The sequence below is a fragment of the Acidithiobacillus marinus genome (assembly GCF_002847505.1).
In the GTDB taxonomy this organism is placed as follows: Bacteria; Pseudomonadota; Gammaproteobacteria; order Acidithiobacillales; family Acidithiobacillaceae; genus Acidithiobacillus; species Acidithiobacillus marinus.
The window spans coordinates 68,753-83,340 of record NZ_MXAV01000008.1 but is presented as its reverse complement, the minus strand read 5'-3'; the positions used below and the strand labels follow the sequence as shown (position 1 = coordinate 83,340).

Below are 14,588 nucleotides of genomic sequence, written 5' to 3'. Positions count from 1 at the left end.
GAGGAACCAGACCTGAGTTATTATCATCACAGAAAACATGCAGGTGCTATTTATGGAAATTCGGTCCATGCCGGCTTAAATAAGCACCTGGACTATCAGGTGATGTACCGCAACGCCATGGCGCGTTCTTATATTCAGAACGACCCAAGCCGTTTGGCTCTGCTGCACCTGATGTCGTCACGAATGCAGCAGATTGAAGAGCAAATGAATGCTCAAATCCATAACTTACACAATCGAGTCGATGATTTACACAAACACTTGGATTGGAATTACGCGCAACTCTCACAGACCCCTCCATGGGCGAACAATCTGGTTGATTTTAGTAATAAGGGCTTAAAAATTTTGTCCCCCCTTACTTGGTTATGGCGGAAAGTGAGATCCATCAAGCGGCGTCTGGGTTAGGCTTATTGATGATCAAAAATAACTCGCCTTATAGCGCCATACGAGAACATACGTTCGGCTTGAAACCGCCAAGCATGATTCGGTTGGGAAAAATCGTTAATGACGCATTGCTGTGGTAAAACCGTCCAGTTGCGTTATAGTTATTTATTGGTAAATGGTGGTATATGAGGCGTATCGTCATTATTACTCCAGACATCCATGGCCCCATTAAAAATGGCGGCATTGGCACTGCCTTTTCAAACTTAGCCATTTTTTTAGTGAGGCAAGGTGCTTCTGTAACCATTGCTTATACTTTGGGGGCGCATAGTGAGGATGGTCCAATTAAAGATTGGATCAATCATTACGATAAACTTGGTGTCGAATTAATTACACTGAATGAGAGCGAGATTGTTGATAAATCACAAATTCTTGATACCCCCCATCACCGCCGCCTAGCGTGGATTACACATCAATGGTTGGTGCAAAACGCCCATCGTTGGGATATCGTGATACTTCCCGAGTGGGGCGGCATGGGTTTTTATGCCTTGACTGCCAAGAAAATGGGGCTTGCATATGAAAATACACATTTCGTGGTAAATACGCATAGTCCAGAAGCCTGGGCGATAGAGGGCAACCGCCGCCTGCCTTGTGAATTGGATGATATCGATCGTGATTTCATGGAACGCGAATGTGTGCGACTGGCAGATGCCGTTGTAAGTCCCAGTCAGTATATGTTGGATTGGATGCGTCGTTATCAATGGCAACTGCCTGGGCAAAAATGTCGAGTGATTCCAAATTTAATGTTGGGTAGCGAGACGAAGGCGGGTATGCCGATTGCTGTGAATGGAATGGAGCGCACCGTTTTCTTTGGGCGACTGGAAATCCGCAAGGGATTAAAGTTGTTTTGCGATGCCATTTTTCGGTTACCGCAGGAAACTCGCGCAAAATTGGGTAAGATTTCTTTCATGGGAAAGGCTGTTCACCATCACGGTTTTGATAGCGCAGATTATATCAAACAACGGTCTTCGGATTGGGGTATTGATGTTGAGATTATTACTAACCTCAACCGAGACCAAGCTTTAGCCGAATTAAAAAAACAAGGGACTCTTGCCGTTATGCCATCCTTGGTTGAGAACTCGCCCTACACAGTTTTGGAGTGCCTCAGAGAGGGAGTAACTTTCTTGGCCTCAAAGGTGGGCGGTATCCCTGAAATGATCGTTTCTGCCGATCATGAGCAGCACCTGTTTGTACTAACCCCACAAGCACTCGCTGATAAGCTGGCGCATGTCGCCAAGAATGGCTTAAAACCAGCGGAAGCAGTATGGACGGAAGCTGAGGCTGAGGCACAGTGGTTGGAGTTCCTTTCTGAATTTGCTGAGCAAGCAGCTTTGCCTGATGGTGAGGGAGGGTTCGTCTCTCCCAAGGTCAGTGTGTGCGTGGTTCACTACAATCGCCCACATTTGCTCACGCAGGCACTCAACTCGTTGCGTGAACAAACCTACCTGAATTTTGAAGTGATTTTGGTTGACGATGGCAGCCCGAGTGCTGAGGCACAAGGCTATCTGGATCGACTCAAACCAGAATTCGATCAGCGTGGCTGGCAGATTGTTCGCCAGTCAAATAGCTATTTGGGTGCAGCGCGCAATAACGCAGCAGCGCACGCGACAGGTGATTATCTCTTGTTTATGGATGATGACAATGTCGCCTTGCCCGAGATGGTCGAAACCTTTGTTCATGCTGCCCAATCCAGCGGTGCGGATGTACTCACTGCAGTAATGATGCCCTTTTCAAGCAACATACCGCCCAAAAAACCGGAAAGGCTTTGGATCGCCTTAGGTGAATCCCTAGGCGTGGGGCTCTACAGAAACGGCTTTGGGGATGCCAATGCATTATGGCGCAAATCTGCGTTTGAGCAGCTTGGCGGATATTCGACGGACTATGGTGTTGGCCACGAGGACTGGGAGTTATTTGCGGATGCAGTGTTGTCAGGATTACGCCTGATGCATATTCCAAAGCCGCTGTATTGGTATCGGGTTGCCTCAAACAGTATGTTTCGTACTGGAGATCATTGGGCAAATCATGCGCGTAGCGTGCGTCCATTTTTGCGCCATAATCCGCAGGGTTTGGGAATGGCGTTGGGTTATGCTCTCTGTCAGCAGCGCATTCGGGAAACAACTCCGACTCACGCTATTTTGAATGAGCATCTGTCGTGGCGGACCTTAAAAAAGGTTAAAAAAGCCTTGGTTCTCGGTACAAATAAATCATTGCGAAATCAGTTTATTGCGGTATGGCGTTCACATGGATTTAGTGTGGCTGTTGAAAAGGCGCTTAAAAAAGCATCTAGGTATGCCTGAAGAAACTATCACTTAAAAAACATTTTCATTAATATCATGAGCGACAAGTTGCTTTTGTCGAATTTTCTTGGTTTCGGCTGTTTGCTTTACACTCGGGAAATTCGTAACCCAATCCAGGGGTTTTCTCGAGGACAATCACTTTGGCTCTGAGCCTTCGAAAGATTTTCCGATGTGCCCAACTGGGGGGATCCTGTAACTGGGTGCGAGCTGGCTTGACGAAAAATTCATAACTGCATATACATCCATTGCATGAGTAAAAAGTTGCTAATCGTTACCCCGGACATTGTAGGCCCCATCCGCAACGGAGGTATAGGCACTGCCTTTGCTGCGCTGGCGCTGTTTGCGGCACAGGCAGGGATGCACGTCACAGTCCTGTACACGCTTGGCAAGCATAGCGAGCATTGGTCTTTGGACGATTGCAACGCGTTTTACCAGCAAGGCGGAGTGGAGTTCATTCCCATGTCATCGCCCAGCCGTGTGGTGGAGATCGACGCGCCGTGGCCGCGCCGAAACGCCTACAGGGTCTATGGCTGGCTCAAAGAACATGGGGACGACTACGATCTCATTATCTTCCCGGAGTGGCATGCCGAGGCGTATTACACGCTGCTCGCCCGTCATCAGGGCTTGATGCTGCAGCACACGCAGATTTGGGTGAATACCCATGGACCCAGCACCTGGAGCATGGAAGGAAACTACCAGCTCCCCCGTGAGGCCGAACTGGTGGAGCTGGATTTCATGGAGCGCGAAACCGTGCGTCTGGCCGACGGCATCGTGAGCCCGTCGGCTTATCTATTTGACTGGATGCGAGGGCACCAATGGCAAATGCCCAAGCAAGCTCTGGTCATCCAGAACCTTATGGCCGAAGCGTCCATGGACCATACGGATGCTGCCCAGGAGCTGATCGATGAAATAGTATTTTTTGGCCGACTGGAAGCCCGGAAGGGCTTGTTCATTTTTTGTGATGCAATAGATCGCCTGGCGCCCGAGCTGCAGGCAAAAATTCAGCGAATCACCTTTCTGGGTAAAGCTCTGCCTGTGGATGTTTTCGATTCATTCGGATACATACAGCGACGGGCTGCTGCATGGAAAACTTCTATCGTCATCCAGACGGAATATGATCGGGAGCAGGCACGGGAGTTTCTCACAGCAAGCCCCTCACGCTTGGCGGTCATAGCTTCACTGGTGGAAAATTCGCCCTATACTGTATTGGAATGCTTGCATCACCAAATCCGCTTTCTGGCGACCAATGTTGGCGGGATACCCGAGTTGATCGATCCGGAGGACCAGCCTCGCATCCTCTTTCCACCACGGCCGACTACCTTAGTGCGCTTGATCGAAACTGCGATTACGAAGGGTTTTGCCCCGGCACAAAGGGCGCTGAGCGCAGCGCAAGTAGAGGCCCAATGGTCGGATTTCTTTGCCCAGGTGCAATCGCAACATGAAACTATGCCTTCGGCAAAGGCTGACGACACCCAACCCTTGGTCAGCGTCTGCATGCCCCATCATGACAGCCCTGATACCCTGCGCCTAGCCTTGGATTCCGTTTATCGCCAAAGCTACGGGCACTTTGAGATCATTGTGGTAGATGATGGCAGTAGCACGGAAGAGACACTGCGGATGCTCGATGCCCTGGAGCTGGAGCTTGCCGAAAAAGGCGGGCGCTTGATTCGTCAGGAAAACGCCTACCCAGGTGCGGCGCGCAATCGAGCGGTGGCCCATGCCAAGGGAGATTATCTGCTTTTCATGGACGATGATAACCTCGCCATGCCCCAGGAACTGGAAACCTTTATGGCGGTGGCGCTGCGTACCGATTCCGACATCCTGACCACAGTGTCGGCTGTCTTTACCGGCAAAAGCCCACCAAAACGGCCCCGCCATCTCCTGCTTCCATTGGGGCCGGCGACGGGAGCCGGGGTGTATCGCAACGTTTTTGGTGATATGAACAGTTTCTGGAAAAAATCTGCTTTCCTTGCAGTGGGTGGTTTTACCGAAGATTATGGGATCGGACATGAGGATTGGGAAATCTTGGCCAAAGCGACGCTGATGGGACTGCATCTGGAGTTAGTGCCAGAACCCTTGTTTTGGTATCGCGCTACGGTCGGTGGCGTACAAACAACAGGTGATATGGCGGCTTATCTTGCTAGGAGCGCCAGACCCTACCTTCAACACGATCCTCATGGACTGGGGATGTTGGCAGCCCATGCAGCGTGGGCACGCTTCTCTAATGTGCCGGAGATATCGCGTTCAGCATTTGGTAAAAGAACTTCATGGCGAATGGCATTGTCTTTGGTGAGGAGGTCCGATCTTTTTGTCAAATTTCGTATCACAGTTAAGCGTTATGGCCTGAGAATGGCTGTCCGCAAAACTATACAATATCTCCGCAGTCATTCGGAATGATTTGTGTGCCTGATAGGCCGGAAAATCTTGGTTTTCTGACTGGTGAATCTCTAGGTCCATTTTACGAAGGAATCTTCAGGCCGTGTTTCTGCACGATCGTCAGTAGCTTGAGGGACATGCCACTTGGTCGCTTGGCTCCTGTCTCCCACCCTTCTACTCTATAAGCTGGCCGATCTGACACGCGCTTAACTTCGCGAAGCACTTTGACAGGGAAGCTAGGTAAAACCCATTTCTTTCTGGTGTCGGATAGCAAGCACTGTCACAAACTCGCCACCATCATAATAGTAGCGAGCTATGTAGACGCTATCACCAAACTCAATTAGCCACTCCCGGAACACCTCTGGCATCCCCTCCACGAGGCGACCGATCTGCGGCTGGCACCCGAGAACCTGCACAGACTTCACCATGCTCGCAGCTGCTCGCTTGGCTGCTGCCGGATTCTTTGGCCGCAAAAAATCCCGTAGTCGCTCCATATCCCGCAAGGCGGTCGGCCCAAACCTCACTTGTGGCATACGGGTGCGGACTTCTCCTTATCGTCGCCCCAGGTCTCCAGCCAGGCGATGACTTCCTCTCCGGTGACATGCAGACCCGTTTCTTGATATTCTTCCCAAGTCTTGAGCGTTTCTTGTCGAAAGGCCTCACGCGCCTCTTCACGCTCCACATATTGTTCAATAGCCTGCCGCAGCATCCAATGCGTCGTACGATGCCGTGCATCAGCAAGATTCCGGATACGACTCTTCAGGGCATCATCCAGCTTCACTGATACGGTTTTTATTGCAGTAGATGCCATGAAGTAACTCCTCTGATAAACTATGGGTGTTACCTTATCACACCCTATCCATCATGATCAGGCAACAATGCCGTAATGATATCAAATGCAACTGACTTAGGTGAGTAGAACTTACCTTCAGTCGCTATGACGATAAAATACTCAGTTTACAGCGGCGGCCCCCTTTGCAGCAAAAGGTGTATCAGAGAGCAGCAATTCGGCACGGTGCGCTCTCTTACCGGGGCATTCCCAGATGAATCAGAATGGCCGTTTCTATGGCCTTCATATCAGCCTTGCTCAAACTCCCCAGAAGATTCTTCAGGCGGCTCTTGTCGGCCGCCATGATCTGATCGGCCATCGCCTTGCCGGAAAGCATGATCAGCGCCTCTCCCGGGTACTGGCGACCGGCATTACTGGTGAGCGGCACCACGACCACCCGCGCCAGATGCCGGTTGGCCGCATCATTGCTGAGAATAACGGCGGGCATAGTATACCGTTATAGGGCACCTCACCGCCTTTATCACCATCCCATCCCCGACTGCGCGACCGCGCCAATGTCTGAAGGTACGCCTCTCGACCTCCCTGCAGGAATTGGGGGAGACAGTGCTCTGTCTTGTGCGGACATCTGTTAGCGCAAGGCGGCATTGATGGCGGTCTGATAGTTGCCGTCATGTTCTTGGGCCTGCTTTCTGAACCAGTCCAGCACGTTGTTATCCAGACGGATGGTCACACGGGTTTTCCCTGGCTCCACGACGATGGCTCCACGCCGGGTTTGACTGAAATCACTTTCTGCTTTCATAGGGATAACGGACAAAATTTTCCCTTTGATGGACTACAAAGATATAATGATCTTCCAAATTTTGAGGGAGATGCCCTATGGATATCCACCCATATAATATTCATGTGGACCAACGCGGAAGATTGGTGCTACCTGCAGTTGTACGTCAGCGGGTGGGCATCGAACAGGGCGGGACTTTAATTTTAACACTACAAGATGATGGGATGTTGCGTTTAACCCGTCCGGAAGAAGCAGTACGCAGAAGCCGGGGATTATTACACACGTTATCAACTGATGACTCCACACAATAAAAGGCTACTGGCTGAAGAACTGATTGCCGAACGGCGCGTTGCAGCGAAACATGAGTAAGTCTGTACTTGATGCTTCGGCAATGCTCGCTTATCTCAATGACGAACCAGGTGCTGATTTTGTGGAAAAAGCCCTCGTCGCCGGAGCAGCATCAGTACAGTAAACTGGGCGGAAGTGTTATCAAAAGTCATAGAAATCGGTATTGCACCAGAAAAACTCGCGGAAGAACTAAAAATCCGTGGGATACTTGAAAGTACCCTGGATGTTCTGCCTCTGACTGTCGCCCTATTACCGTCTCTGCCTGCAGCAGGACCTCTGGGGCCAGTGATTGAAAAGACGGATTGATTCTGCGGGTGAGTTTCTGCGATCACCCTGACGGGGGGATAGCGAAACCATGCTAAACTTCACCACTGTAAGACAGTTTTCGGTAATCAGAGGAGCATCCAGAATGAATGCCATTTTACCTTCTATCATCTCCGAATTTGAGACCTCAGATCAGGAGGCTAACTATACTGCATGGCTACGTACAAAGATCGCATCGAGCTTGGCTGATAAGCGACCCAGTATTCCGCATGACGAGGTGATGGCCGAAATGGATGCGATCATAGCGGAAGCTGAAGCCCCAGATCAAAGGAAATCCTGAGTTGTTACTCATTATATGGCGGGCCTCTGCCCGTGATGACTTAGCGAATATCATTCGCTACATCGCCAATGAGAATCCGCCAGCGGCACCTCACGAAGCTGCTTGATTTGAGCTGACTCAATTTCGCTCGGTACGACATACAGGGCAGCTACACGCCGAGTTGGCGCGAATGGGGTAGCCTATCGATAGGGGGATTCTCGTCTTGCCAGCGCCACCACCTGGCGCAAATTGATGGTCCTTTTCCCTGCATTTGCAGTGGCGGCCTCTGACCTATGCGGTACCGTTGGGGGGTCATGAGGGGCTTCTGGGCCGCTGCGACAAACGCGTGTCCAAAGGATAGCGATAGGTGGCAGAGATAGTGCAACGCGCCGCCGCCGGATGCCGGGGGTTCAGGAGCACGTTCCAGGTCTCGGGTACAAGCACACTCGGCACAAGCAGCAGGGGTGCCGCGCCGTCGGCGAGCCAGCGGTCCCCATACACCTGCGTGAGATGCGGATGTTGACCCCAATCCTGCGGAAGATACGTGATATCCGCATTATGTAATGCAATATCTTCTGGCACGGAAATACGCAACCATTGGAACGCGTCAGGGATGTCTTCCGTATCGACTTCGAGATGGACCAGCGTTTCCAGAAGCGCCGTAGACGGATCCGGCGCGCAATAGACTACCGGACGACCGCGACTGGACCAACGTCCAGAAGCTCGCATGCCACCCAGACCATCCAGCGTCCTATGATTACTGATCCGCCAGAGAACCACCGTCAGGCAGCCATCCCCTGATCAATACGGACCAGCCATTCTTCGACCAGACGGGCGCCCATTTCGGTCTCCAGCGCCGTTAGTGGCGTGCGGCCGCCCAGTCCGGTTTTCAATTTGCGCAACCAGCGCAGGGCTTTTTCCGGGTCGCCGAAGGTCTGCCGCGCCTGCAGCAGGCAGCGCAACACGCGCAGGAACCGGTCAGACTCTTCCCGATTCAGGCGACCGGTACCCGCTTTGCGATGGGACATGGTCCGCGCCGGGATGACCAGCGCCTGGATTTCGGTCTTTGTCAACCCGAGCTCTGTCAGTAGCGCCAACTGCGCAAGAGGAACCCCTGTTTCCGTCAATTCAAGCAGGGCAGTGTCCTCTTCCGGGAGAAGCCCGAGTAGCCGCAGAACCTCTTGCGATGCGGGCGTTTCTGGTTCGATCAGCGCTATCGCCATAACGGTTTCCTCCTATCTTGGCCATATGCCACCATTATAGCGGCAATTTGCGTAAAGGGGCCAGATCAAATATCGGGATGCCCAGCAAGGGAAGCCCAGCGCCGTTTGTGAACGGCCCGCTTGCGTGTCTGCCTCTGTCCATAGGCCCCAGAGAATTCTTCAGACGGCTCTTGCGGATCTCGCTCCCCCTACCGACGGATCAAACTCTACCCACCAGACTTCACCGCGCTTCATCGGCCATGTCCGCCAGCAGGGCATTGCACTAGGCCTGGGCCTGGGCCTGGGCCTCGGCTTCCCGTTCCGGGTCCGCCCATTATAGGGCGTCACACCGCCTTTATCACCATCCCATCCCCCGACTGCGCGACCACGCCAATGCCTGAAGGTATGCGGCATACGGGTGCAGTCTTCTCCTTATCGTCGCTCCAAGTCACCCTGCGTGAGTTTGTGCGTGTTCCCGGTTTGCGGGTTGGGGATTGGGTGCGCTGACAGCTACCCGGGCGGCGACGACAAATGCTTCTGAACGGGCGCTTGACCGATTCAAAACTAATCAATACGATTGAAAAAATGCAATTTGCATCAGAAAGAAAAGTCCGATAGACATCTTCCACCCGCAACGAGCAACCAACAGGACTCAGCCCGGGAACGCATTGAGAGCCATGTCTAAAGAGGAGGTACAACATGACCGCAGCAACCAAAGTGCTGACCGCACATGTGCCGCTTCCGCTGGCCAACAAGGTAGATCAGATGGCTTTACGGCTTGAACGCTCGCGCGGCTGGATCATGAAGCAGGCGCTTTCCGCCTGGATCGCACATGAAGAGGAGCGCGACCGACTGACCCAGGAAGCGCTGGCTGATGTAGACGCCGGACAGGTCATTGATCACCAGGCCGTGCAGGCGTGGGCGGAGAACCTTGGCACCGACCAGCCGCTGCCGGCGCCGCGTTGATTCTGAAGTGGACCAGCAAGGCGCTTTCCGATTTGGCGCGCTTGTATGAATTCCTGGCTTCGGTGAATAAGCCTGCCGCCGCGCGGGCGGTGCAGGCGCTGACCAAGGCTCCGACTATTCTGATGACGAACCCACGCATCGGCGAGCAGCTTTTCCAATTCGAGCCACGCGAGGTGCGGCGAATTCTGGTCGGGGAGTACGAGCTTCGCTACGAACTCCAGGATTCGACCATCTATGTGCTGCGTCTGTGGCACACCCGAGAGGATCGCTTCTGGTGATGCAGGGTTATCTTACCCTCACTCCCCAACCCCTTGGGCGGCGGCCAGCAGCACCCGTTCTTCGTAGGTTTCCCGGGCCAGACGGACATCTTCCAAAAACCAGGGGAGCTCCTTGAGCAGCAAGGCCTGGGGGCCATCCACCAGGGCTGTGGCGGGGTCGGGATGGAAATCCACCAGAATCATGTTGGCACCGGCCACGACGCCTTCCGCCGTCACCTGAAAAACTTCCGGGATCCCGTCAGGCCCTGCGTCGCGACTGCCCACTGAGTGGGAAGGATCAATGCAGACCGGCATCCGGGTGAGACGCTTGACTGTCGGCACCTGGGCAAAATCCACGAAATTGCGGTGCGGGTCGCCCAGATTGGTTTTCATGCCACGGAGCCCGAACACCACCTTGGTATTTCCCTCGGAAGCCAGATATTCGGCGGCATTGAGGGATTCCTCAAGGGTAATGCCAAAGCCGCGTTTGAGCAGCACCGGGAACTCGGTCTGCCGGCCTACCGCCTTGAGCAGTTCAAAATTCTGGGTGTTACGGGTGCCAATCTGCAGCATCACCCCGGTCGGGTGCCCGGTTTTTTCTAAAGCTTCACGAATTTCATCCATGTGGGATTCATGGAGAATTTCCATGGCGATCACGCGCATCCCATACTTGCCCGCCAGCTCAAATACATAAGGCAGACAGGCCTTGCCGTGGCCCTGGAAGGCGTAGGGACTGGTGCGCGGCTTGTAGGCACCCATCCGCGTGCAGACCTGGCCGTTTTCCTGGAGGGCTTTCATCATCTGCTCGACATGCTCGCGGGTATCCACCGCGCAAAGTCCCGCAAAGACATTGAGATTGTCCTGACCAAAATGCACGCCATTATAATCAAAACCCTGCGCTCTCTGGTCACCGGAATGCCGACCGAGCATGCGGTACTCACGGGAAACCCGGATGGCCTGCTTCACCCCCGGCAAGGCTTCCATGTCTTCCACCCGCAGCTGCTTGGTATGACCAATTAGATAAATTTCGCTCAACAACTGTTCCGTCCCCTGTTCCTGATGAATCCGGAACTGGATATCGGGAAGGGCCTTGAGGCGGGTCAGCAACTGTTGAAAAACCGGGGACTGTTCCGCCAGATCTGCTTCTAGAATCAGGATCATGTTCTACATCCTCTTGCATGGCATGAAAGTTTTATTGGCCCCAAGGGGCAGAGTCCAAGGCAGGGTCCGGAAAGGATGAGCCGGGCCAAAGGATAACATGATCCGAGGATCAGCCTCCAGAACGCTCCGCCCATAGCCCATTGGACGAATGGCTGCCCATTTCAAACCGGCAGTAGCCGGGATCAAGGCGCAGTATCCTCGGCCCGAGGCTCAAGCTCCGAGCCTAGAGCATATCCTCGGGACGCATCTGGGCATCAAAAGCCTCGCCACTCAGATACCCCAGATGCATGGCTGCCTCGCGCAGGGTACTGCGAGTCCGATGGGCGTGCTGGGCGACCGCCGCCGCCCGTTCATAGCCAATCACCGGGGTCAGGGATGTCACCAGCATCAGGGATTTTTCCATGTTTTCCTGCAGACGTTCAGCCACGGGCTCCAGGCCCTGCAGACAATGTTCAGTGAATGAGCGGGCTGCATCTGCCAGCAACTGAACAGATTGCAACACATTATAAATAATCAGCGGCTTGTAAACATTCAGTTCAAAATTACCCTGGGATGCGGCAAAGGCGATGGCCGCATCATTGCCAAAAACCTGGACGCAAACCATGGTCAGGGCCTCGGCCTGGGTCGGGTTGACCTTGCCGGGCATGATGGAAGAACCCGGTTCATTTTCAGGAAGTCGCAACTCCCCCAGACCTGCCCGGGGGCCAGAAGCCATCCAGCGGATATCATTGGCAATTTTCAGCAAGGACATGGCTGTCAGGCGCAGGCTGCTGCTCAGTTGCTGGAGGGCTTCATGACCAGCCAGAGCCGCAAAAAAATTACCCGCCGGATGAAAAGGCAAGCCCAGCTCAGCGTGCAGTCGGGCGCAGACCCGTTGCGCAAAATCGTGATGACAGTTCAGCCCGGTACCCACGGCGGTAGCGCCCAGAGCCAGGCCATAGAGCGCCGGTAATGTCTGCTCCAGCGCCTGAATGCCCATCTGCACCTGGGCCTGATAGCCGGAAAACCCCTGCCCCAGGGTAAGGGGAACAGCATCCATCAGATGGGTGCGCCCTACCTTGATGATGGCGGCGAAAGCCCGGCTTTTTTCGGCCAGCTGCTGTTCTAGGGCCACCAGTGCCGGTAACAACTGCTGATGTACCGCCAGGGCCGCCGCCATGTGCATAGCCGCCGGAAAAGTGTCATTGGAAGACTGCCCGAGGTTGACGTGATCATTGGGATGCACCGGTGCTTTGCTGCCTCGGGGCTGTCCGACCAATTCATTGGCCCGATTGGCGATGACTTCATTCACGTTCATGTTGCTCTGGGTACCACTGCCGGTTTGCCAGACACGCAGAGGAAACTGGTCATCCCAGTGACCTTCGAGAATTTCAGAGGCTGCAACCTGAATACTATGGGCGAGATCATCCGACAAAAGACCCAGTTCACAGTTGACCCGGGCGGCGGCGCGCTTGATGCGGACCAGAGCATGTATCAGCGCCAGCGGCATCTGTTCACTACCAATGGCAAAATACTGCAGAGAGCGCTGGGTCTGGGCGCCCCAGAGCGCTGCATCCGCCACCTCCACCAGACCCATGCTGTCTTTTTCCTGACGCATGATTCAGCGCACTCCAGCCAGGGCTTCCGCCTCATCCACCAGACCGGCCAGATAATCCAGGGCCTGTGACCATAATTGCGGACTGTCCAGATCGACCCCGGTTTCGGCGACCACCTCGGCGGGCGCCTTGCTGCCCCCCAGCTTGAGCATGGCGATATAACCGGGTACGAAACCGGCAGGATTATCCCGATAGCGCTGAATCAGTGCCAAGGTCAGCAACTCCCCGAAAGCATAAGCATACACATACCCCGGCGAACCGATGAAATGGGGAATATAACTCCACCACCAGCGGTATCCGGGGCTGAACTGGATACTGTCGGCAAACTGCTCGGTCTGGGTTTGCATCCACAATTCGGCCAGGCGTTCCTTGCTCAATTCCCCTTCAGTCCGCCGGGCCTGATGCATCACCACTTCGAAGCGGTGCATGGCCATCTGCCGGAATACGGTGGCGAAAGTATCTTCGATTTTGCCGCAGAGCAGGGTCAGGCGTTGCTGCGGGTCCTGCTCCTCGCGCATCAATCGCTCAAAAGTCAGCATCTCTCCAAATACTGAAGCCGTTTCCGCCGTGGTCAGCGGCGTATCGGCATTCAGATAGCCCTGCTCCCGGGCCAGATACTGATGGATGCCATGCCCCAGTTCATGGGCGACGGTCATCACATCGCGCACCGTGCCGGTATAGTTCACCATCAGATAAGGATGAACGTCGGGGGTGACCGGATGGGCGAAAGCCCCGCCGCGCTTGCCGGGCGCCAGCGCGGCATCAATCCAGTGCTCATCAAAGAAGCGCTGACCGATGGCACCCAGCTCGGGAGAAAAATCATGGACCGCCGCCAGGACAATGCGCTGACATTCCGCCCAGTCATAGCGCCTAGCCTCACTGGAAATCGGTGCGTAGCGGTCATAGTCCATCAGGGGCGACACACGCAGCAATTTGGCCTTGAGCCGATAATAACGAGCCACCAGGGAATAGCGGGAGACGACCGCTGCCTCCAGGGCCTCCACCATGCTGTCGGAAATCTCATTGCTGAGATTCCGCTCACTCAGCCAGTGGGGATAAGCCCGCAATCGGTCGTCCAGAGCTTTGTCGGCCAGAATCGCATTGAAGCAGGTGGTCAGGGTATGCAGACGGCTTTCCAGCCCGGTGCTCAGGGACTCCGCCGCGTCATGGCGCAAAGACCGGTCGGGGTTGGAAAGCAAGGTCAGAACCTCCTGCTCGGTCATGGCCTTGCCCCGCAACTGAAAACGCATTTCGGTCAGGGTCTCATCAAAGAGGCGCTCCCAGAGTGCACGGCCCGTTACCCGTTTTTCCGACAGAATCTGCTCTTCACTCTCACTGCGCAGATGATTCCGGTATTTGCGCCAGTTGCGCAGCAAATGCGCCCAGTGTGCCAACGCCGGGTCTTGCAGCCACGCTTCCGCCCGACTGTCATCTACGGCATTCCAGGCAATATCAAAAAATATCAGCTGATTGCTGATGCTCGTCGCGGCTTCTTCATAGGCCTGCAAGGCCGCACCATAGCCGGGCTGATCGGCATGGGTCACGTAACTCAAATACCGAAAAGCCCCGACCCGACCAAGCCGCTGACGAATGGCCTCCAGTTTCTGCATGGCGACGGCCAATCCGCCAGCATTCAGATCGGCCAGACCCGGGCGATACTGGCGGGCAAAACTTTCGGCTTCCGTGTTGGCCCAGCGCATGTCTGCTTCGATCTGAGGATCTTCCGTGCCTGCATACAGATCCTGTAGGTGCCAGTGAATGTTTTCCGCACCTGTCGTCGATTGTTTTACCATGATT

General features: G+C 54.3%; 16 protein-coding genes. 7 read left to right on the top strand and 9 right to left on the bottom strand.

What is annotated here, in order from left to right; all coding sequences use genetic code 11:
* The 3 genes from B1757_RS15335 to B1757_RS03510 form a co-directional block, all read left to right on the top strand.
* The coding region (locus B1757_RS15335; protein ID WP_172437582.1) for a hypothetical protein at positions 1-402 on the top strand (402 nt) is incomplete at its 5' end.
* 164 nt (positions 403-566) lie between these two features.
* The gene (locus B1757_RS03515; RefSeq protein ID WP_101537002.1) at positions 567-2,735 is read left to right on the top strand and encodes a glycosyltransferase; all 2,169 of its coding nucleotides are present in this window, start codon (positions 567-569) and stop codon (positions 2,733-2,735) included.
* A gap of 261 nt (positions 2,736-2,996) precedes the next feature.
* Complete coding sequence (locus B1757_RS03510; protein WP_172437581.1) at positions 2,997-5,132, top strand: glycosyltransferase; 2,136 nt, start codon at positions 2,997-2,999, stop codon at positions 5,130-5,132.
* A gap of 215 nt (positions 5,133-5,347) precedes the next feature.
* Here the strand turns inward: B1757_RS03510 and B1757_RS03500 are convergent, their stop codons facing one another.
* The 4 genes from B1757_RS03500 to B1757_RS03485 all read right to left on the bottom strand — a co-directional run bounded on the left by B1757_RS03500 (position 5,348) and on the right by B1757_RS03485 (position 6,715).
* Positions 5,348-5,644 carry a type II toxin-antitoxin system RelE/ParE family toxin gene (locus tag B1757_RS03500; protein WP_101537000.1) on the bottom strand — a complete coding sequence of 99 codons (297 nt, stop codon included), beginning with the start codon at positions 5,642-5,644 and terminating at the stop codon, positions 5,348-5,350.
* Entirely contained in the window at positions 5,632-5,922 is a 291-nt protein-coding gene (locus B1757_RS03495) for a CopG family ribbon-helix-helix protein (RefSeq protein WP_101536999.1), read from the bottom strand. The genes B1757_RS03500 and B1757_RS03495 overlap by 13 nt, the downstream gene beginning before the upstream one ends.
* Before the next feature lie 214 nt (positions 5,923-6,136).
* The gene (locus B1757_RS03490) at positions 6,137-6,388 is read right to left on the bottom strand and encodes a type II toxin-antitoxin system PemK/MazF family toxin (protein ID WP_101536998.1); all 252 of its coding nucleotides are present in this window, start codon (positions 6,386-6,388) and stop codon (positions 6,137-6,139) included.
* A 141-nt stretch (positions 6,389-6,529) separates the two neighbouring features.
* Complete coding sequence (locus tag B1757_RS03485) at positions 6,530-6,715, bottom strand: BrnA antitoxin family protein (RefSeq protein ID WP_253253686.1); 186 nt, start codon at positions 6,713-6,715, stop codon at positions 6,530-6,532.
* A gap of 62 nt (positions 6,716-6,777) precedes the next feature.
* Between B1757_RS03485 and B1757_RS03480 the strand changes: the two genes are divergently transcribed.
* Both B1757_RS03480 and relB read left to right on the top strand, forming a co-directional pair.
* Positions 6,778-6,990: an AbrB/MazE/SpoVT family DNA-binding domain-containing protein gene (locus B1757_RS03480; protein ID WP_101536996.1), complete on the top strand. Its 213-nt coding sequence runs from the start codon at positions 6,778-6,780 to the stop codon at positions 6,988-6,990.
* Positions 6,991-7,436: 446 nt separating this feature from the next.
* Positions 7,437-7,631 carry a type II toxin-antitoxin system RelB family antitoxin gene (gene relB / locus B1757_RS03475; RefSeq protein ID WP_101536995.1) on the top strand — a complete coding sequence of 65 codons (195 nt, stop codon included), beginning with the start codon at positions 7,437-7,439 and terminating at the stop codon, positions 7,629-7,631.
* A gap of 291 nt (positions 7,632-7,922) precedes the next feature.
* Here the strand turns inward: relB and B1757_RS03470 are convergent, their stop codons facing one another.
* Together B1757_RS03470 and B1757_RS03465 are read right to left on the bottom strand one after the other, a co-directional pair.
* Complete coding sequence (locus tag B1757_RS03470; RefSeq protein WP_101536994.1) at positions 7,923-8,390, bottom strand: RES family NAD+ phosphorylase; 468 nt, start codon at positions 8,388-8,390, stop codon at positions 7,923-7,925.
* Between the two features lie 2 nt (positions 8,391-8,392).
* Positions 8,393-8,833, bottom strand: a complete 441-nt coding sequence (locus B1757_RS03465; protein ID WP_101536993.1) for an Xre family toxin-antitoxin system antitoxin — start codon at positions 8,831-8,833, stop codon at positions 8,393-8,395.
* A gap of 678 nt (positions 8,834-9,511) precedes the next feature.
* Between B1757_RS03465 and B1757_RS03455 the strand changes: the two genes are divergently transcribed.
* Positions 9,512-9,778 carry a CopG family ribbon-helix-helix protein gene (locus B1757_RS03455; protein WP_101536992.1) on the top strand — a complete coding sequence of 89 codons (267 nt, stop codon included), beginning with the start codon at positions 9,512-9,514 and terminating at the stop codon, positions 9,776-9,778.
* Positions 9,775-10,056 carry a type II toxin-antitoxin system RelE/ParE family toxin gene (locus B1757_RS03450; protein ID WP_101536991.1) on the top strand — a complete coding sequence of 94 codons (282 nt, stop codon included), beginning with the start codon at positions 9,775-9,777 and terminating at the stop codon, positions 10,054-10,056. Before B1757_RS03455 ends, B1757_RS03450 begins: the two co-directional genes overlap by 4 nt.
* An 18-nt stretch (positions 10,057-10,074) precedes the next feature.
* Here B1757_RS03450 and B1757_RS03445 read toward each other — a convergent pair whose 3' ends face one another.
* The 3 genes from B1757_RS03445 to B1757_RS03435 form a co-directional block, all read right to left on the bottom strand.
* On the bottom strand, positions 10,075-11,196 hold the full coding sequence (locus tag B1757_RS03445) for a 3-deoxy-7-phosphoheptulonate synthase (RefSeq protein ID WP_101536990.1): 1,122 nt from the start codon (positions 11,194-11,196) through the stop codon (positions 10,075-10,077).
* 223 nt (positions 11,197-11,419) lie between these two features.
* Positions 11,420-12,793, bottom strand: a complete 1,374-nt coding sequence (fumC, locus tag B1757_RS03440; protein ID WP_101536989.1) for a class II fumarate hydratase — start codon at positions 12,791-12,793, stop codon at positions 11,420-11,422.
* A 3-nt stretch (positions 12,794-12,796) separates the two neighbouring features.
* Positions 12,797-14,584 (bottom strand): M3 family oligoendopeptidase, encoded by a 1,788-nt coding sequence (locus B1757_RS03435; RefSeq protein WP_172437580.1) that lies wholly within the window; start codon positions 14,582-14,584, stop codon positions 12,797-12,799.
* Positions 14,585-14,588 lie beyond the last annotated feature (4 nt).

Bases quoted from the DNA above. Each gene is read 5' to 3' on its own strand.
- B1757_RS03445 (WP_101536990.1), bottom strand. From the start codon at position 11,196: ATGATCCTGATTCTAGAAGCAGATCTGGCGGAACAGTCCCCGGTTTTT.
- B1757_RS03480 (WP_101536996.1), top strand. From the start codon at position 6,778: ATGGATATCCACCCATATAATATTCATGTGGACCAACGCGGAAGATTG.
- B1757_RS03500 (WP_101537000.1), bottom strand. From the start codon at position 5,644: ATGCCACAAGTGAGGTTTGGGCCGACCGCCTTGCGGGATATGGAGCGA.
- B1757_RS03495 (WP_101536999.1), bottom strand. From the start codon at position 5,922: ATGGCATCTACTGCAATAAAAACCGTATCAGTGAAGCTGGATGATGCC.
- fumC (WP_101536989.1), bottom strand. From the start codon at position 12,793: ATGCGTCAGGAAAAAGACAGCATGGGTCTGGTGGAGGTGGCGGATGCA.
- B1757_RS03490 (WP_101536998.1), bottom strand. From the start codon at position 6,388: ATGCCCGCCGTTATTCTCAGCAATGATGCGGCCAACCGGCATCTGGCG.
- relB (WP_101536995.1), top strand. From the start codon at position 7,437: ATGAATGCCATTTTACCTTCTATCATCTCCGAATTTGAGACCTCAGAT.
- B1757_RS03455 (WP_101536992.1), top strand. From the start codon at position 9,512: ATGACCGCAGCAACCAAAGTGCTGACCGCACATGTGCCGCTTCCGCTG.
- B1757_RS03515 (WP_101537002.1), top strand. From the start codon at position 567: ATGAGGCGTATCGTCATTATTACTCCAGACATCCATGGCCCCATTAAA.
- B1757_RS03435 (WP_172437580.1), bottom strand. From the start codon at position 14,584: ATGGTAAAACAATCGACGACAGGTGCGGAAAACATTCACTGGCACCTA.
- B1757_RS03465 (WP_101536993.1), bottom strand. From the start codon at position 8,833: ATGGCGATAGCGCTGATCGAACCAGAAACGCCCGCATCGCAAGAGGTT.